Source organism: Rhodanobacter sp. FW101-FHT13A11, assembly GCF_058790335.1.
The window spans coordinates 299,304-316,591 of sequence record NZ_JBYTCN010000001.1 but is presented as its reverse complement, the minus strand read 5'-3'; the positions used below and the strand labels follow the sequence as shown (position 1 = coordinate 316,591).

General features: G+C 63.4%; 17 protein-coding genes and 2 pseudogenes. 14 read left to right on the top strand and 5 right to left on the bottom strand.

The genetic code is table 11. The features are described from left to right. Positions 1–101: 101 nt before the first annotated feature. Complete coding sequence (locus AC3WRN_RS01420; RefSeq protein ID WP_492621575.1) at positions 102–500, bottom strand: MerR family DNA-binding protein; 399 nt, start codon at positions 498–500, stop codon at positions 102–104. A gap of 40 nt (positions 501–540) precedes the next feature. Between AC3WRN_RS01420 and AC3WRN_RS01415 the strand changes: the two genes are divergently transcribed. The 10 genes from AC3WRN_RS01415 to AC3WRN_RS01370 all read left to right on the top strand — a co-directional run bounded on the left by AC3WRN_RS01415 (position 541) and on the right by AC3WRN_RS01370 (position 9,504). After that, positions 541–897, top strand: a complete 357-nt coding sequence (locus AC3WRN_RS01415; protein ID WP_492621574.1) for a mercuric transporter MerT family protein — start codon at positions 541–543, stop codon at positions 895–897. Positions 898–907: 10 nt separating this feature from the next. Beyond that, entirely contained in the window at positions 908–1,195 is a 288-nt protein-coding gene (locus AC3WRN_RS01410) for a heavy-metal-associated domain-containing protein (RefSeq protein WP_027485200.1), read from the top strand. After that, a complete protein-coding gene (locus AC3WRN_RS01405) occupies positions 1,185–1,400 on the top strand; it encodes a GDCCVxC domain-containing (seleno)protein (protein ID WP_027485201.1) in 216 nt (71 codons plus the stop codon). The genes AC3WRN_RS01410 and AC3WRN_RS01405 overlap by 11 nt, the downstream gene beginning before the upstream one ends. A 176-nt stretch (positions 1,401–1,576) precedes the next feature. Next, on the top strand, positions 1,577–1,900 hold the full coding sequence (locus AC3WRN_RS01400; RefSeq protein ID WP_492621573.1) for a hypothetical protein: 324 nt from the start codon (positions 1,577–1,579) through the stop codon (positions 1,898–1,900). A 212-nt stretch (positions 1,901–2,112) separates the two neighbouring features. After that, entirely contained in the window at positions 2,113–3,291 is a 1,179-nt protein-coding gene (locus AC3WRN_RS01395) for a TolC family protein (protein WP_043795569.1), read from the top strand. 32 nt (positions 3,292–3,323) lie between these two features. Beyond that, positions 3,324–4,385: an efflux RND transporter periplasmic adaptor subunit gene (locus tag AC3WRN_RS01390; protein ID WP_407071447.1), complete on the top strand. Its 1,062-nt coding sequence runs from the start codon at positions 3,324–3,326 to the stop codon at positions 4,383–4,385. After that, a complete protein-coding gene (locus tag AC3WRN_RS01385) occupies positions 4,385–7,519 on the top strand; it encodes an efflux RND transporter permease subunit (RefSeq protein WP_063107839.1) in 3,135 nt (1,044 codons plus the stop codon). The genes AC3WRN_RS01390 and AC3WRN_RS01385 overlap by 1 nt, the downstream gene beginning before the upstream one ends. Then, on the top strand, positions 7,516–7,845 hold the full coding sequence (locus AC3WRN_RS01380; RefSeq protein WP_027485205.1) for a P-II family nitrogen regulator: 330 nt from the start codon (positions 7,516–7,518) through the stop codon (positions 7,843–7,845). Before AC3WRN_RS01385 ends, AC3WRN_RS01380 begins: the two co-directional genes overlap by 4 nt. Positions 7,846–7,978: 133 nt before the next feature. Further along, the gene (locus AC3WRN_RS01375) at positions 7,979–8,599 is read left to right on the top strand and encodes a cation efflux transmembrane domain-containing protein (protein WP_027485206.1); all 621 of its coding nucleotides are present in this window, start codon (positions 7,979–7,981) and stop codon (positions 8,597–8,599) included. Beyond that, positions 8,599–9,504 (top strand): cation diffusion facilitator family transporter, encoded by a 906-nt coding sequence (locus AC3WRN_RS01370; protein ID WP_043795557.1) that lies wholly within the window; start codon positions 8,599–8,601, stop codon positions 9,502–9,504. Before AC3WRN_RS01375 ends, AC3WRN_RS01370 begins: the two co-directional genes overlap by 1 nt. A gap of 211 nt (positions 9,505–9,715) precedes the next feature. Here the strand turns inward: AC3WRN_RS01370 and AC3WRN_RS01365 are convergent, their stop codons facing one another. The 4 genes from AC3WRN_RS01365 to AC3WRN_RS01350 form a co-directional block, all read right to left on the bottom strand. Beyond that, on the bottom strand, positions 9,716–10,285 hold the full coding sequence (locus AC3WRN_RS01365) for a phosphatase PAP2 family protein (RefSeq protein ID WP_027485207.1): 570 nt from the start codon (positions 10,283–10,285) through the stop codon (positions 9,716–9,718). Beyond that, positions 10,282–10,905, bottom strand: coding sequence for a cation efflux transmembrane domain-containing protein (locus tag AC3WRN_RS01360; protein WP_492621572.1), 624 nt, complete (start codon positions 10,903–10,905; stop codon positions 10,282–10,284). Before AC3WRN_RS01360 ends, AC3WRN_RS01365 begins: the two co-directional genes overlap by 4 nt. 12 nt (positions 10,906–10,917) lie before the next feature. Next, a complete protein-coding gene (locus tag AC3WRN_RS01355) occupies positions 10,918–12,861 on the bottom strand; it encodes an FTR1 family protein (RefSeq protein ID WP_492621571.1) in 1,944 nt (647 codons plus the stop codon). Between the two features lie 305 nt (positions 12,862–13,166). Continuing rightward, entirely contained in the window at positions 13,167–13,454 is a 288-nt protein-coding gene (locus tag AC3WRN_RS01350; RefSeq protein WP_492621570.1) for a helix-turn-helix domain-containing protein, read from the bottom strand. Positions 13,455–13,532: 78 nt separating this feature from the next. Between AC3WRN_RS01350 and AC3WRN_RS01345 the strand changes: the two genes are divergently transcribed. The 4 genes and pseudogenes from AC3WRN_RS01345 to AC3WRN_RS01330 all read left to right on the top strand — a co-directional run. Continuing rightward, positions 13,533–14,396 carry a hypothetical protein gene (locus AC3WRN_RS01345; RefSeq protein ID WP_492621569.1) on the top strand — a complete coding sequence of 288 codons (864 nt, stop codon included), beginning with the start codon at positions 13,533–13,535 and terminating at the stop codon, positions 14,394–14,396. Between the two features lie 178 nt (positions 14,397–14,574). Beyond that, positions 14,575–15,336, top strand: coding sequence for an SseB family protein (locus tag AC3WRN_RS01340; RefSeq protein ID WP_492621568.1), 762 nt, complete (start codon positions 14,575–14,577; stop codon positions 15,334–15,336). Positions 15,337–15,359: 23 nt separating this feature from the next. Further along, positions 15,360–15,757: pseudogene (locus AC3WRN_RS01335) on the top strand (DDE-type integrase/transposase/recombinase); the annotation flags it as partial. Beyond that, positions 15,729–17,003, top strand: a pseudogene (locus AC3WRN_RS01330) (ATP-dependent DNA helicase RecG); the annotation flags it as partial. The pseudogenes AC3WRN_RS01335 and AC3WRN_RS01330, both read left to right, overlap by 29 nt. Positions 17,004–17,288: the final 285 nt, after the last annotated feature.

Here is a 17,288-nt window from a genome sequence, read left to right as displayed (position 1 = left end):
TATCTGGCTCGTAACAGACTGCCAAGATACTTTCCCCTTCGCTTTACTATTCCTCATCGGCCCACTGGCACGCGCCCGAATTCTCATTTCAGAGGTTCGCGCTACGCCTGATGCAAAAAATCCAAGGTCGGGCAATGCCCGCCACGCGGAGCATGTGCGCAGTCGTCAGCGAGCTGCATGAGCTCCGTTTCCAGCCGCTGCAGATCATCCAACTTGCGGCGCACGTCGAGGAGTTTGTGTTCGGTCAGTCGGCGGGTCTGGTCGCAGGCCCGTTTGCCCTTGAGCTCCAACAAGCCGGCAATTTCGCCCAGCGTGAAGCCCATCGTCTTGGCGCGTCGGATGAACTGAAGGCGCGCCAGATCCTGGTGTTCATAGCGACGCACACCGCCTAACGGCCGCTCGGGCTCACGCAGCAGGCCCACACGCTGGTAATAGCGCACGGTCTCGATGTGCACGTCAGCGGCCAAGGCCAATCGGCCGATGGTGAGAGCAGAAGTCATGCTTGACTCCGTAGTCGGGTACGGAAGTTAGTATGCGCTCATGACTACGTTGCCGGCCAAATCGTCGCTTCCCGCCGTGATCGTCGCACTGCTTGCGGCGATCGGTGCATCCGTGTGTTGCGTGGTGCCACTGATACTGGTGCTGATGGGCATCAGTGGCGCGTGGATCGCCCATCTCACGGCGCTCGATCCCTGGCGTCCATGGTTCGTCACGGCCACCTTGTTTTGCCTGGGTCTCGCGTTCTGGATGCTTTATGGGCCATGGTCGCGTTGCCGCACCGAGGGCACCTGCGTCGAGCCGACGGTCTTGCGGCGGCGGCGGTTTTGGCTGTGGACAGCCACCGTGCTGACCGTGCCGTTGTTGCTGTTTCCCTATTTCATTGGCTGGTTTTTGTAGGAGACGAACGATGCGTCAGTGGCTATTCGTAATGGTCGCCATCTTGGGGCTGGGCATGGCTCATGCGGCAACACCCACCACGGCCGTGCTGCATGCGGCGAACATGACGTGCCCGAGCTGCAGTGTGACGATCAAGAAAGCCTTGAGCCGCATAGCGGGTGTCACGAGCTCGAAGGTCGATCTCAAGGCCGAGACTGTCACTGTGACGTTCGATGCCGATCGCACGACGGAGTCGACACTGGCGCGCACGGTTACCGAGGCGGGTTTTCCGGCTACGGCGCAAAACCATGGCGGTTGAGCCCATCCTGCAGAGCACGCTGACGTGCCCGCATTGCGACCATCAGGCCACCGAGACCATGCCGACCGACGCCTGCCAGTTCTTCTACGACTGTGAGGGCTGCGGCGAATTGCTCCGGCCCAAGGCGGGCGACTGCTGCGTGTTCTGCTCGTACGGCAGCGTGCCGTGTCCGCCGATCCAGCAACAGAAGTCGTGCTGCGGGTAGACCATCCTTCATAGGGGTCAAACGGTGCCGGTAGGGGGTTGTCTGAATTCATCACGACCGGCGCCCAAGTGAAATTGTCTAACAGCGTGGCTGTCGTATAGGATCATGGGATGTATCGGTCTGCGCCATCACTGCTGACTCGCCTGCGCCGCCACCGCGGATTGTGGGTGTTGGCCGTGGCCGTGTTGCTGATCAAACTGGTCAGCGGATCGATCTGCGTGGGCGATGGACCGGGAGCGCGATTCGCGTCGGCGACCGCTGCTGCCCCGACCACCCTGTTGGCGGACACCGCCGTCAGTTCGGTATCGGCTGACGATGCGAACTCCTGTCTTCTGGGTGAAGGGCGCAGTTGCCACTGTGCCTGTGCCCATTCGGTGACGTTCCCCGTCAGCGCATCGCTTCCCATCGCCATGATGGAAGCACGCTTCGCACCGCTCACCCTCCATTCGGGATTCACGCCGGCCACGACCGGCTCGCTGCTGCGCCCTCCGATCGCCTGAAACCGCTCCGTTACGCGACGCCACCGCCGGTGCAGTTCGTCGCTTCGTGACCGTTTTCAGGAGATCGCTTCATGTCTGTTTTTCGTTCGGTGCCCATCGGCGCCGTGTGTCTGTTGTACGCGGCGATGCTCAGTGCCGCGCCCGTATCCCCTTTCTCCCCACCGGTAGCTCCCCTGCCGACATCGTTGTCGACGTCGCCCTTGCAGGATGCGGTGCGCCGTATCTGGCAAGCCAGTCCCGAGGTGCAGGCCGCGCGCGCGGATCTGGATGCTGCCCAGGCCCGTGCGCGTGCCGCTGCGCAGCCGCTGTACAACCCCTCGCTGTCGCTTGATGCGGAGAATGCCGACGCCAATCGGCGCACGGCCGGCATCAGCCTGCCGCTGGATCTGTCCGGCAAACGCCGCGCTCGCGCCAGCCAGGGCGAGGCCGACCTGTTGGCGGCCGAAGCTGGCTACAACCTGCTGCGTCGCGATGTGGCCACCCGCTGGCTGAAAGCCTGGTCGACGGCCGCACTCGCAGCCCGACAGAGCGAACTGGGGCAACGCCGCCTGGCGCTGATGAAGCGCTTCGATGACTTGGCCGCACAGCGGTTGAAGGTGGGCGACATCAGCAGTCCGGAACGCGACTTGGCCGGCTTGGCGCTCGGTGAGGCGCAGGTGCAACAAGCCACACTCGCGGGCAATGAAGCGGCAGCTCGTGCGGCGTTGCTGGCCATCAGTGGCGATCAACTGACCGCGTTGCCACCGTTGCCCAACGGTATGTCACCGGCGGCGGGCAGTGTTACGCCGTTGCCCGTCGATGAACTGCCCGAACTGCGCCAGGCCCGCGCCCAGCAAGCGAGTGCCGAGGCCGGGGTGCAAGTCGCCCGCCGGGCACGTATCCCCGATCCCACGCTGAGCTTGACCGGCGGACAGGTACGCAGCGGGCCGCGCACCGATCAGGTGATCGGTCTGAGCGTGTCCATTCCGTTGCCGGTGCTCAACACCGGACGTGCCGAAGTGGATGCCGCCCGTGCGGAAGCCGATGCAGCGGCGGCCGGTGTGCGCTCACGCCAGTTTGTGCTGCGCGCCGGACTGCAGGAAGCGCAAGCCCGTTACGCCGCCTTGCGCAGTGCGACCGAAGCCTTTCGCAGCGGCCGGGCCGCTGCATTCGAGGATCGCACCGCGTTGCTGGAGAAGCTCTGGCGTGCCGGCGAAATCAGCACGTCCGATTACCTCGTGCAGCTCAAACAGAGCCTGGACACCGCGCTGTCCGGCCAGGAACTGGAAAGCCAAACCTGGCAGACCTGGTTCGACTACCTCACCGCTGCGGGCCGTCTGACCGACTGGCTCGATGGCCGCACTCAGGACGGTCCTACTCAGGACGGCCTTAATCAGGATATCCCCCGATGAATCTCTCTCTTTTGAAACGCAGCCTGCTGGGCATGGCGCTGCTGGCCGCGTTGGCCGGCCCTGTCATGGCGCAGGAACCCGCACCCGCCAATCCGCTCGCGCTGGATGCCAAGGCGATCAAGGACGCCGGCATCGTGCTCGACAAGGCCGCCACGCGCGCCCTGACCGATGAACTGAAAGCCCCCGGCGAAGTGAAAGCCGATGCGTATTCCACCGTGCTGGTGTCGCCGCGCGTCGAATCGCAGGTGCTGGCCCGCAAGGCCAAGCTCGGCGACGTGGTGAAAACCGGTGCGCCGTTGGTGGTGCTCTCCAGCGTGCAGGTCGCCGAGACGCAAGGCGCGTTGATCGTGGCCGAACAGGACTGGCAACGGATCGCGTCGCTGGGACCGCAGGCGGTGTCGGCACGACGCTACAACGAAGCGAAGGTGCAGCGCGATCAGGCGCGTGCCAAGCTGCGTGCCTACGGGCTATCCGACGGCCAGATCCGCGGCATGCTGCGCGCGGGTTCCGCCAAGGCGGATGGCAGCTATGCATTGCTGGCGCCGACCGCCGGGCGCATCGCCAGTGACGAGTTCCTCATCGGCGAACGCGTCGAGCCCGGCCGTACCCTGTTTACCTTGGTCAACGACGACGCGGTCTGGGTCGAGGCGCAACTCGCGCCGGGCGATGCGGCCCGCGCGCAACCCGGCATGGACGCGCGCGTGCTGGCGCACGACCAGACGCTGACGGGGAAGGTCATCCTGAGTTCGTCGCAGACGAACGAACGCACCCGCACCGTGCCGGTGCGCATCGAAGTTGCCAACCCGAACAACCTCCTGCGCCCGGGCGAATTGGTCGAAGCGCGCATCGCGGTCGGTGAGGCGGTGCCGAAGCTGGCGGTACCGGCCGAAGCGATCGTGTTGCTGCAAAACCAGCCGACCGTGTTCCTGGCCAAAGGCAACGGCACGTTCGAGCCGGCGCCGGTGATGGTCGGCGACACCCGTGATGGCTGGACGATGGTCACCCAGGGCCTCAAGGCCGGCGACACCTACGTGCGCAAGGGCGCCTTCGCCTTGAAGGCCCGTTTGCTGCGCTCGCAGTTGGGAGAAGAATGATGCTGGAACGTCTGGTTGAATTCTCCCTGCGCTACAAGGTGCTGGTGCTGATCGTTTTCGTGGTGATCGGCTTCCTTGGTTTTCAGGCGGTGCGTCAGCTGCCCATCGATGCCTTCCCGGACGTCACACCGGTGCAGGTCAATGTGTACACCGAAGCCTCGGGACTTGCGGCAGAGGACGTGGAACAACTGCTGACCACGCCGGTGGAGTCGGCACTGGCCGGCCTGCCCAAGGTGGAACAGATCCGCTCGGTCAGCCTGTTCGGCTTGTCCTACGTGTCGGTGTACTTCGACGACAGCATGGACATCTACTTCGCCCGTCAGCTGGTCAACGAACGGCTGCAGCAGGTCGGCGATCGCTTGCCGGCGGGTTACGGCAAACCGGCGATGGGACCGAACACCTCCGGCCTCGGCCAGGTGTTCTGGTACACCGTCGAGCGAGCCGACAACAAGCTCAAGGGTGCTACCGCCAGCACCGCGCCGAACGACATGGACCTGCGCACCCTGCAGGACTGGACCATCCGCCTGATCCTGCGCACCGCCCCCGGCGTCGACGACGTCACCTCCTGGGGCGGCCAGGAAAAGCAGTTCCAGGTACGCATCGACCCGATGAAGCTGATCGCGCACAAGCTCGGCTTCAAGGACGTGATCGAGGCGCTGCAGGCCAACAACGCCCAGGTCGGCGGCAACTTCGTCGATGTGGGCCGCGAGCAGTACCTGGTGCGTGGACTGGGCCTGATCCAGAACGCGAAGGATCTGGGCAACATCGTGCTCAAGACCGAGGACGGTACCCCGGTCTACGTGCGTGATGTGGCCACGATCACCGAAGCGGGCGCACCGCGCACCGGTGCGGTGACCCGCGATGGCAAGGAAGTGGTGATGGGCCAGGCGCTTGCCCGCATCGGCGAGAACGCCAAGAGCGTGGTCGATGCGGTGAAAGCCAAGCTCGACACGGTGAAGCAGGCGCTGCCGCCCGGCGTCGTGGTCAAGCCAGTGTACGAACGCACCGAGTTGGTCAATGCGGCCGTGGAAACCGCCGTGCGTGCCTTGATCGAAGGTTCGATCCTGGTCGCGATCATCCTGTTCCTGTTCCTGGGCGAGTTCCGCAGCGCCATCGTGGTGGTGGTGGCGCTCCCGCTGGCCATGCTGATCGCCTTCATCTGCATGAATCAGGTCGGCCTCTCGGCCAACCTGATGTCGCTGGCGGGCCTGGCGATCGGCATCGGCATGATGGTGGACGGCGCGGTGGTGATGGTGGAGAACGCCTACCGCATCATGGCCGAGCGCAAGGCGCATGGGCTCCCGGTGGATCGCACCGCCGCGGTGCTGGCGGCTGCCCGCGAGGTGGCCAATCCGATGGCGTTTGCGATCCTGATCATCATCGTGGTGTTCCTGCCGCTGTTCAGTTTGCAAGGACTGGAAGGCAAGATGTTCAAGCCGATGGCGTTCAACATCAGCTTCGCGATGGCGGGATCGCTGATTCTCGCCTTGACGTTGATCCCGGTACTCGCCGCGCTGGTGCTGAAACCGAAGGAAGAGAAGGACACCTGGTTGGTGGCGTTCCTGAAACGCCATTACGCCACGGTGCTCGCCTGGGCGTTGGCACGTCGCAAACTGGTGTTGGGCATCGCCGCCGGTGCCTTGCTCGGCAGCCTCGCGCTGTTCCCGTTCCTCGGCAAGGAGTTCATGCCCAACCTGAAGGAAGGCGCCATCATGTGGCGGATCACCTCGATCCCGTCGGCATCGCTCGACGAGTCGATCGCCATCTCCAAACAGGTGTCGACGCTGATCAAACAGAAGTTTCCGGAAGTGGAAACCACGCTGGCAATGATCGGTCGCGCCGAGAAAGGCGAGACAGCCGACGTGAATTACATGGAGGTGTACACCCCGCTGAAGCCTAAGGATCAATGGCGCAAGGGCGAGACGCTGGAGAGCATCGAGGAGGCCATGCAGAAAGAACTGTCGGCGGCCTTGCCCACCGCGGTGGTGAGTTACACCCAGCCGATCCAGATGCGTATCGAGGAACTGATCTCCGGTGTGCGCGCCACGTTGGCGCTGAAGATCTACGGCGATGATCTGGGCGAGCTGGATCGCCTGAGCGGCCGCATCAAAAACGCGCTGGCCGGGGTGCCCGGCGTGGCCGATCTCGCGCTGGAGGCAAACATCGGCAAGCCACAGATCCGCATCAAGGTGGATCGCGATGCACTGGCCCGCTATGGCTTGAACGCCGACGACGTGTTGACCGTGGTGAAGAACGGCATCGGTGGCGAACCGGTGACGACCCTGCTCGATGGCGTGAAACGCTTCGACATCGCGGTGCGGCTGGACGATGCGGACAAGGCGTCCTTGCCGGCGATCCAGCGCATCCCGATCCGCACGGCCAGTGGCGCGCTGGTGCAGTTGTCGCAAGTGGCCGAGGTCAGTGATGCGGAAGGCTATTCGTTCATCCGTCGGGAACAGCTGCAGCGTTATGCGGTGATCCAAATGGACGTGCGTGGTCGCGACATCGACGGCTTCGTCAAGGAGGCCAATGCCGCCATCGCGCAGCAGGTGAAGCTGCCGACCGGCTACTACAGCGAATGGGGCGGCGCATTCGAGAACCAGCAGCGGGCGTTGAAGCGGTTGTCGCTGATCGTGCCGGCGACGATTTTCTTCATCTTCGTCTTGCTCTACACCGCGTTCAACTCGGTAAAGCACGCCACGCTGATCCTGGCCAACGTGCCGTTCGCCACTATTGGCGGCATCGTCGGGCTGGCGATTACCGGGCAGTACCTGTCGGTGCCCTCGGCGATCGGCTTCATCGCGGTGTTCGGCGTGGCGATGTTGAACGGCATCGTGTTGGTGAGTTTCTTGAACGAGCAACGTGAGAAAGGCTTGCCCGTGCGCGAGGCGGTGATCCGCGGCACCGCGCTACGCATGCGCCCGGTGATGATGACCGCCAGCGTGGCGATCCTGGGCCTGGTGCCGATGCTGTTGTCCAGCGGCGTCGGTGCCGAAACCCAGCGTCCGCTCGCCACCGTGGTGGTGGGCGGGCTGATCACCTCGACGTTGCTGACGCTGGTGCTGCTGCCGGTGCTCTACGACTGGATCGAAGAACGCGCCGCCCGGCGCCTCGCCAAGGAGAACACCCCATGAAAGAAGTAAAGGCATTCATCCATCGCGGCCGCGTGGTCGACGTCATCCATGCCCTGGAGGACGGTGGGTTCCGCTATCTCTCGGTGAGCGACGTCAAAGGGTTGTTGACCGCGCTCAGTGCCCAGGAACAGATCTATTCGATGGAACTGGGCGAACGGGTGACCAAGCAGATCAAGCTCGAAGTGTTTTGCGAGGACGACCAAGCCGAACGGGCCGTGCAGCTGATCCGTTTGCACGGACGCACCGGCCAGAGTGTTGCGGGCTGGGTCTACCAGAGCACGGTGGATCGGGCGTGGCCGATCGACGGGCGTGTGGATAACGACTAATCGGGGCAGCGGGAGTACTCACGTCGCTGCATCGGTGTCATTTCATAACACGGCGGCGGCCGCGTAGAGTGGTCGCCGCCATGAGGGATTCCAATACCTGAAGCATGCATCCAATCCATCGGGTTACCGGCTCATGTCTGATACGTGTTGTGCCACCACCATCGATATTGCCGCGTTGCAGGCGCGGCAGCGTCGGGTGTTGATGATCGTTCTGGCGATCAACCTCGCTACTTTCACGATGATGCTGGCCGCGGCGATCTACAGCGGTTCGTCGTCGCTGCTGTCCGGCGGGTTGGACAATCTTGGGGATGCGCTCACCTACCTCTTGAGCCTTGCGGTTGTTGGTGCCAGTGACCGCGCGAAGGCCCGGGTGGCGCTGTTCAAGGGCGCACTGATTCTTGGTGCGGCGCTTGCAGTCGCCATCCAGATTGGCTGGCGTCTCCTGCATCCTGGCGTGCCGATCTTCGAGGCGATCGGTATCGCCGCCTTGCTGAACCTGGTCGCCAATGCCGCATGCCTGCGCCTGCTGCTGCCTTACCGCAAAGGCGACGTCAACATGGCCTCGGCCTGGGAATGCTCGCGCAATGACGTGTTCGAAGGTGTCGCCGTGCTGGCAGCGGCCGCCGGCGTCGGCTTCTTCGGCGCCGGCTGGCCCGATCTGCTGGTTGCGTCGGCGTTGTTGTTGATGTTTCTGCGCTCGGCATGGCGGGTGTTCCGCATGGCGTGGCGAAGCTACGTGAGTGGAGACAACTGATGAATGCCGGGCACGATCATGTGGGTACGGAGATCAGGCACGAGACGCCGCTGTGGTGGGCACTCGGCCTGACCAGTATGTTTCTTGTCGCCGAGATCATCGGCGGTCTGCTTACCAACAGCTTGGCCTTGTTGTCGGACGCGGCACACATGGCGACCGATGTGATCGCGCTGACGATCTCGCTGACCGCCGTGCGCCTGGCACGACGTCCCCCCGATGCGAAACGCACCTATGGTTACGCGCGCATGGAAGCCATCGGCGCACTCGTCAATGGTGGCTTGCTGTTCCTCGTCGCCGGCTACATCTTGTGGGAGGCGGTGCGGCGTTTCAGCGAACCGCCGTCGGTGGCCTCCACCGGCATGCTGGTGATCGCGGTGCTCGGGCTGGTGATCAACCTCATCTCGATGCGATTGCTCAAGGCCGGCAGCGGTGAAAACCTCAACGTGAAAGGCGCCTATCTGGAAGTTTGGGCCGACATGATCGGTTCGGTCGGCGTAATCATCGGCGCGTTGATCATCAAGTTCACCGGCTTTTACATTGCCGATCCAATCATCGCCGTGTTGATTGGTCTGTGGGTGCTGCCGCGGACATGGACATTGCTGCGAGAGGCCGGGAATGTCCTGATGGAGGGGACGCCTCGTGGCGTCGATACTGAACGGGTCCGCGCCGAAATGCTGGCCACTCCGGGCGTGGCTGCGCTGCACGATGTGCACGTATGGGCGCTCAGCAGCACGCGTTCGGCGATGGCGGCGCATGTGATCATGGATGGCGACGCATCAGACGCAGAAGCGCTGCGGCTCCGGCTGGCGCAGATGCTGGAGGCGCGCTTTGACATCCATCACGTGACGCTGCAGGTCGAAACAACGTCGTGCGGGCTGGGGTGCGAGGAGCCGCAAAAGGTTTGACCTCACACAGTCGCTTTGCCAAACCGCGAGCCCGGTGCCGCTTCCACGCGATGACTCCCCGTCGGCGTGGCGTGGCTGCGACGGGAACCGTCGTCCTGTCTCAAGCCTGCGCACGTCATTGTGCGTGCGATGCCGATGAACCTGGGCGATCGCGTGCGCCGCTGGCGACGCTGGCCACGGTGGAAGGCCGACAGTATGCGCGGCTACGTGGTCACCGCCGTTGGACGGCGTGGGGCTGGCTCGCAACCCCAGCCCAGCCACTCAGCATGGCCAGCCCACCTATCGCGAGGGCTCCCAGCATATCGCCGGGATAATGCACGCCCAGGTAGATGCGTGCCCATGCCATGAGCAGACCAAGCAGTGCGATCCCGATGCCCCAAACTCGGCTGCGTTGATTCAGCAACAGTATGCCGGCGACGACCCACTGCACGGTCAGGTGGTCGCTGGGAAAGCTGCCGGTCGCCGCATGGGAGACCCATGCTTGGCCGACACCGGCCACGAAGGGGCGCGCTCGATCCCAGACAGCGCCGATGACCAGATTCAGGAGTAGTGCCACGGCAGCGACACCCACCGCTTTCAGGGCGATCGAGCGCATCGACCACCGAGGAAACATCAGCATCGTCCCAAGGAGAGCAGCGGTCAGGATCAACGGCCCATCGGCCAGACCGCGCGCCAGATGCAGCATCGCGGGCGACGGCGGTGTAGACGGATGGATGGCGTGGAACAGTCGAAGGTCAACGGCATACACCACCGGGCCAAGCCCCAATGCCGGAGCGGTCATGGTTTGACGATCGATTCGCTGGCGGCAACCCGCGCTTCCTTCGCTTCGCGCAGAATGCCCAGCGCCTCCTTCAGTACATAGCAGGCGATGGCCGTACCGATCACCAGATCAGGCACCGCGCTGTGCCATAGAAGCACCAGCACACCGGAGACGATGACCGCCAAGTTCGCGAGGACATCGACCCGGGTAAATAGCCAAGTCGCTCGCAAATGCACCTCACCATGACGAAAGCGTTCCAGCAAGCGCAGCACCGTGGTGTTGACGACGAGAGCCACCAAGGCGATGCCCGTCATCCATAAGCCCTCGGGGTGGCTTCCCATCACAAGGCGCCACACGACACCGAGCAAGACGCCTAGCCCCAGCACCAAAAGCAGTGTTCCGCTCAGTTGTGCCGCCGAGGCCTTGAAGCTCGCGCTGCGCGCCCACGCCAGCAGGGCGATGCCGTAGGCACTCGCATCGGCCAGCATATCCAGCGAATCGGCGATCAGTCCCATCGACTGGGCGATCAGACCCGCAACGATGCCGACCACGAACATCGTGGCATTGAGTCCCAAGGCCAAGCGCAGGATCCGGCGTTCCGCCTCATTGGTCGCTTGCGCGTGGCAGCCACACTCACTCATGCCGGATCGCCTTCACTCTGCATCGGGGAGAACTTCTCTGGCAGTTGTGGCTGACGGTGATGATTGACGGCCACGACGGATATTGAACACGAATCCGACCGCCAGCAGCACCAGAATCGTCAACTGGGCCAGCAAGGATTGCCAGGTCGGATAGATGCCCAGCAGTTCGATATGCGGCACCGGCGCGACGCTCACCGCGACCCAACCAGCCTCCTGCAGGGCGGCGACACCTTTGCCGGTCAGTACGATGGCGAGCACGGCGATCAGCGCCGAACTGGCGGAGAAAAACGTGCCGATCGGCAGTCGCCGGCTGGTACGCAGCAGTACCCAGGCGATCAGCCCCAGCACTGCCGCACCGGCGGCGATGCCGCCGAGTAGCCCCACTTCCTGGCCGTCGTTCCACAGCGCGGCGTAGAACAGGATGCTCTCGAACACCTCGCGGTACACCGAGATGAAGGCCAGCCCGAACAGGAACCACGCCGAACGTCGATTGAGCGCGGCCGCCATCTTTTCCTTCAGGTACGCCTGCCAGCGACCGCCGATGCTCTTCTGGTGCATCCACAGACCCACCCCGAGCAGTACGAACGCCGCAAACAGCGACGACAGTCCCTCGGTCAATTCACGACCGGCACCACTGATGGAGATGGCATAGCTCGCGATCGCCCAGGTGATCCCGCCGGCGACCAGTGCAAGGATCCAGCCCGCATGCACGTAGCGCAGCGCTTCGGGGCGTGCGGCCTTGCGCAGGAAGGCGAGCAGGGCGACTACCACCAGCAGGGCCTCCAGACCCTCGCGGACCAGGATGGTGAAGGCCCCCAGGAAGGTCGCGGCCGCATCGCCCGCCGCATCGGCGGTGACTTCCCGGGCGCGGATCAACAGACCGTCGATAGCATCGGCCTGCTTCACCAGCGACGCCACGGGAGTACTGCTCGACAATGCGCTGCGATAGGCACCCATGGCCGTTTCGAGCTGGGCGCGCAGCGCACCGTCACGTGCATTGAGTTGCGGTTCGACCGGTTCCACTCCATCAAGGTAGGCGGACAGCGCCAGTTGGGTGGCTTGCGTCTTCGCACCGGCACGGTAAGCCGTCAGGCTCGCCGCCAGTCGCGCCCGTGCCAAGGGGATGCCGGTCAAGGCCTGCTGCTGGATGACGTCTGGGTGAGCTCGCAGATAACCCACGATCGTCCGGGCGCGCTCCGCACCGAGGGTAGGCGTCAACTGCGCGACACGTGCACGCGATAATTCCTTCAAGTCGGCGATCTGCGCCCGCGCAGCGGTGTCGTGTTGCCATGCATCGGCACCGGTGGCCGCTTCCTTGGTATAGGCCAGCGAGCCCACGTAGTACGCCAGCGCCCAACGATCATCGGAAGAGAGTTGCTGCGCGTAACTCATCATCGGCGTGCCTTCCACCCCCTGGCTGATTACCTCGTACAACGACAGCGCGCTGCGCTGATCCGCCCGCGCCTGATCGGTGAAGTTTACCGGTCGAGGCGACAGCTGCAGGCCAGCGGGCCCGTCACCGTGTCCGGTGGCGCCATGACAGGCTGCGCACTGGTTTTGGTAGAGCGTTGCCCCGCGCGCCAGATCGGGAGTGCGTTCCGGTGCGGTCGGCACTGGGTACGCCTGGAGTAGTGCATCGGCCAGCGCATGCGCCTGCGTCGCCACCTGAGCGGGTGTCCTCTTGGCATCGACCGAGGCCACCAACGCATCGGCCTGTTGCAAGAGTGCCGGTGTGGCGGCGATCGGTGGCAACGTGCCGATGCGTGATCGCGCCGTCGCCGTGAACTCCCGCATCTCGGCGTACTCGGAGGTGCTGATGACAGCGCCATCCTTCACCGCACCCGCGTAATCGGTCGCCAGGTAGTCGAGCATCTGCCAGGTCTGCGGAACCGAGGTCATCGCGTCCTGAGCCGTGACCGGAAAGGCAGTCATGCCGAACAGCAGAAGCATCGCCATGGGAAGGTCGCGTAAAATATTGCGAATACGATTCGTTATCATTGGCGAATGATACTCGCCCTTAAACAATTCGCTAGCGCCTTACCTCAGCCTAGGCGTCCACCGGTTCAGCAGCAGGAGCCCTGCTGCGGAAGCGTCCGCCACCTTTGTGGTCACGTCACATGGCACGCGGCTGTGCTGTCCTTTCGAAGTCATGCTCGACATCTTGCCGCCAATCGCGAAACCCTTCACTAAAGAAGATGGCGAGAACGTCGGCGGTCGGGATTAGCTGCAGATGCCGCGCTGACCATGGGCCGCCGTGTGCCTCAATTCGGTGTCTGGCGGGTCAACTTGCTACCTCTCTTCCCTAGTAAAGAGCGGCGCTGGACATACTCGCGAAAAGCGGCGATCGGGTCCGCGCCGAGTGCATCACAGATCTCGATGAACTCGACAACGTCAATCCGGCGTTCGCCGCGCTCGATCTTCGAGATAAATGTTTGCGTGTTGCCAAGGCTTTCAGCCAACGCAAGCTGGGTGACGCCTGCGCGCTCCCTCAGATCACGGAGCAACCTAAGTAACGTCTGGTAGTTGGGATGGTGTGTCGAGCGGGCCATAAGCTTGCCGGTAGTCGGCTAGGCACGCTAGAGTCCGATTTGGGATAGTCCAAAATCGGCTTTTAGAGGTATCTACTCGTGTTTGTAGCCGCCGCGATGCCGGAACATCCAGACATAGAACCACCCGAACTCAGGGTGGAAGATCTCGGCGTGTTCGGTGGGATGGCATTGCTGGCGGTGATCCAAGCCGGTGCCGATGCGGGTTTCAGGCACGTACGTGCCCGCCCCGGTTTCGGCATGCGCCTGGCACCGCACCGCGCGTTGCGACATCTGATTCTGTCGACCCTGCTGGAAGCCAGCGTTCTTGCACCGATCGCTTCGCGGCGCCGGCTGGACGATGCAGTGAGTGAGGCCCCATGGAGTGAAGGCGCAAGCCTTGAAGACTCCGATTGGCTTATCGTCTGGAATGAGGCGACTCAGGGCAGTCTGCCGTACCAGCTCCGTGTCAGCATGGATACGTTCGAGTCGACGGTTCGCTCACGTGAAGTCATCTTGCAGACGTGGCAATCGCTTGCTATTGGGGAATGCCTGGCATTCGGTGAGTACGCGCTGGCAGCGCACAATCTGAACCCGGCTCTGGCGCGGCCGGCTGCTGCAGCTCTTCCGGCGATTCTGGCACAACAATCCATCGGTCAGGGTTGTGCATTGATGTGGTCGGCGGCCAAGCACTTGGCCTCCTTGTTCATGCGAAACGGTGCGGGTGCTGGGGGCACTGCAGAGCGCGAATTCATCAATTCAATCTGTATGAACGCCGATCGGGCGAACTTCAGCGGACGTCCGGTCAAGCAATTCAGCCGACATTCCTCGGTGCCCATGAGCACCTTTGCCAGCACTTTCATCTGGACCAGCCGGCTCGGTGAAAACTACTGGGATGTCCCAGTATCCGAGGACGCATTAGATCGGGCCCGACCCATCGGATCAGGGGGTGCTACCCATGAGTAGGCCGATGGCCCACAACCAAGTTACGGATCCATGCCGTGCGTGGGTGGATCAAGTCTGGCCAGGCATGGCACGACACAGCAAGGTCAACTGATTCAGCGTGGTCACGATTCGGCGTTTGACATCAACGAACGAATGGCGGCGCTCGTTTGCGCCAACCCGGTTTTGGAGGACGTAAATCGTGGCTTCTACCGAACATCTGGAAAGATTGTTAAAGCGCGCCGTGTTGGAACCAGGCACTCGGCCCCGGTTCCTGAAAAAGCTCCTACGGAGCAATGCGTTTGTCTTCATCCACCATCCGGCTGACGAGGCACAGACGGTATGGAACAGCCAGACCGTTGCCTGGATTCGTCATGACGGTGCGCAGGTTATTCCGCTTTTCACCTCGCAGGAGGCGTTGGCCAAAGCACCCATACCCGGGAAGACCGCTTTTAGCATCCATGTCCAGAGTCTCCTTGAGGCGAATCCAAACACTCACTGCCACGTCAATCCAGGGTCGACCTACGACGTGCCGTTTTCGGCTGACGAGCTAGCACGTGCCTTGTCCAGCATTGCGCAGGCTGGGGGCGCGACGACATTGATGCTCGGTGCACGCGAGAACGCTGCCATTGCAAACAGTCATCCTTTGTTGGCCAGCAAGCTGATGACTTTCTTGGCCGGAATCAGCCAAGTTGAGCAGGCCTATTTCCTGGAAGCCGAACTTAACCAGCTCCCGACTCGGCCACTACAAATTGCCATCTTGGTAACTGAAAGTGTCCAAGTTACTGAGGCGATTTCAAAGGCGGTCGAAGGGACGTACGGAAAGGAGCGGCCCGCCAAAGTCCAGCTTTTTCTCCGGGATACGCCTGAATATCTCTCCATCAAGGCTGCAGGAATGGCGCCTTTCTATGACCGCGCATGGGGTGCGCGGCTACTTGCGCTCAAACCAGATACCCTTTCCTAGTAAGCCAAGCCATTCCGTCGGTGAAGCTGCAGGTACGGCGGCGTAAGCGCAAGGAGGTGCCATGTCCGAGCGGTAGCCGCTGGTTCGACCACGCGCCGCGAACGAGGCGTGGTCGATGGACTTCGTGTTTAACCGCATGGCCGAAGGCCGTGTCATCAAATGTCTGGCCATCGTCGATGACGCGACGTTCGAGTCGGTGGCGATCGTGCCGAAGCGGGTCATCGGGGGGTACCAGCTCACCCACATCCTGGATCAGCTTCGCGTGACGCGCGGGCTGCCGCAGGTGATCCGCACCGACAACGGCAAGGAGTTCTGCGGTCGCGCGATGTTGACCTGAGTGCACGAGCTCGGTGTCACCTTGCGCTTGATCGAACCGGGTAAGCCCAATCAGAATGCCTACATCGAATCGTTCAAGCCAAGACAAGATCCTCTCTCGGCGCCTTCCTTCCCTGAACAAAGGCCCCCTAAGAGCCCTTGCTAACATAAGCAGCGGCAAGACCGTGGTGGCCGCGCTGGCGGCGCTGGCGGCGGTGGAATCCGGGTACCAGGTCGCGCTGATGGCACCGACCGAGCTGCTGGCCGAGCAGCATCTGCGCAACTTCCGCCACTGGCTGCAGCCGCTGGGCATCGAGGTGGAGTGGCTGGCCGGCAAGGTCACCGGCAAGGCGCGCAAGCAGGCGCTGGCGCGGGTGGCCGCAGGCGCGCCGGTGGTGGTCGGCACGCACGCGCTGATGCAGGAGGGCGTGGCGTTCGCGCGGCTCGGCCTGGTGATCGTCGACGAGCAGCACCGTTTCGGCGTGCAGCAGCGATTGGCCCTGCGCGACAAGGGCAAGGATGGGCAGCTCGTTTCGCACCAGCTGGTGCTGACCGCCACGCCGATCCCGCGCACGCTGGCGATGAGCGCATACGCCGACCTGGACGTCTCGTCGGTCGACGAACTGCCGCCCGGACGCACGCCGGTGCAGACCATCGCGATCTCGAACGCGCGGCGCGCCGAGGTGATCGAGCGCATCCACGCCGCCTGCGGCGAGGGCCGCCAGGTGTACTGGGTGTGCACGCTGATCGAGGAGTCCGAGCAGTTGCGCGCGCAGGCGGCCGAGGTGGCGCATGCGGAATTGTCCGCCGCGCTGGCCGGTTATCGGGTCGGCCTGATCCACGGCCGCATGAAGCCGAAGGAAAAGCAGGCGGTGATGGATGCGTTCGAGGCCGGCGAACTGGCCGTGCTGGTGGCCACCACGGTGATCGAGGTGGGCGTGGACGTGCCGAACGCCAGCCTGATGGTGGTCGAGAACAGCGAACGGCTGGGCCTGGCCCAGCTGCACCAGTTGCGCGGCCGGGTCGGTCGCGGCGCGGTGGCCTCCAATTGCGTGCTGCTGTACCAGCCGCCGCTGGGCCAGCTGGCGCGCGAGCGGCTGCAGGTGATGCGCGACACCAACGACGGCTTCCGCATCGCCGAGAAGGACCTTGAACTGCGCGGCCCGGGCGAGGTGCTGGGCACTCGCCAGACCGGCCAGCTCAGCTTCCGCATCGCCGATCTCGCCCGCGACGCCCACCTGTTGCCGGCGGTGCAGCAGGTCGGCGAGCACATGCTGGCGGAGCACCCGCGGCAGACCACACAATTGATCGAGCGCTGGATCGGCGGCGCAGCACGCTACGCACATGCGTGATTTTTGCGATCATCCCTGATTGCGAAAAAATCGCCCGGAGCGATTTTTGACATCGCGCCAGCGATGGCCCGAAGGGCGGCCGCCAAGGATGGTGGTCGCAAGATCAAACGGGTGGTCAACCTTGGCCGCACTTTTCAATGTTTTTGCGATCATCCCTGATTGCGAAAAAATCGCCCGGAGCGATTTTTGACATCGCGTCAGCGATGGCCCGAAGGGCGGCCGCCAAGGATGGTGGTGGCAAGATCAAACGGGTGGCCATCCTTGGCCGCACTTTTCAACTCTTGA

Bases quoted from the DNA above. Each gene is read 5' to 3' on its own strand.
- AC3WRN_RS01420 (WP_492621575.1), bottom strand. From the start codon at position 500: ATGACTTCTGCTCTCACCATCGGCCGATTGGCCTTGGCCGCTGACGTG.
- AC3WRN_RS01415 (WP_492621574.1), top strand. From the start codon at position 541: ATGACTACGTTGCCGGCCAAATCGTCGCTTCCCGCCGTGATCGTCGCA.
- AC3WRN_RS01410 (WP_027485200.1), top strand. From the start codon at position 908: ATGCGTCAGTGGCTATTCGTAATGGTCGCCATCTTGGGGCTGGGCATG.
- AC3WRN_RS01405 (WP_027485201.1), top strand. From the start codon at position 1,185: ATGGCGGTTGAGCCCATCCTGCAGAGCACGCTGACGTGCCCGCATTGC.
- AC3WRN_RS01390 (WP_407071447.1), top strand. From the start codon at position 3,324: ATGGCGCTGCTGGCCGCGTTGGCCGGCCCTGTCATGGCGCAGGAACCC.
- AC3WRN_RS01385 (WP_063107839.1), top strand. From the start codon at position 4,385: ATGCTGGAACGTCTGGTTGAATTCTCCCTGCGCTACAAGGTGCTGGTG.
- AC3WRN_RS01380 (WP_027485205.1), top strand. From the start codon at position 7,516: ATGAAAGAAGTAAAGGCATTCATCCATCGCGGCCGCGTGGTCGACGTC.
- AC3WRN_RS01375 (WP_027485206.1), top strand. From the start codon at position 7,979: ATGTCTGATACGTGTTGTGCCACCACCATCGATATTGCCGCGTTGCAG.
- AC3WRN_RS01370 (WP_043795557.1), top strand. From the start codon at position 8,599: ATGAATGCCGGGCACGATCATGTGGGTACGGAGATCAGGCACGAGACG.
- AC3WRN_RS01365 (WP_027485207.1), bottom strand. From the start codon at position 10,285: ATGACCGCTCCGGCATTGGGGCTTGGCCCGGTGGTGTATGCCGTTGAC.
- AC3WRN_RS01360 (WP_492621572.1), bottom strand. From the start codon at position 10,905: ATGAGTGAGTGTGGCTGCCACGCGCAAGCGACCAATGAGGCGGAACGC.
- AC3WRN_RS01355 (WP_492621571.1), bottom strand. From the start codon at position 12,861: ATGGCGATGCTTCTGCTGTTCGGCATGACTGCCTTTCCGGTCACGGCT.
- AC3WRN_RS01350 (WP_492621570.1), bottom strand. From the start codon at position 13,454: ATGGCCCGCTCGACACACCATCCCAACTACCAGACGTTACTTAGGTTG.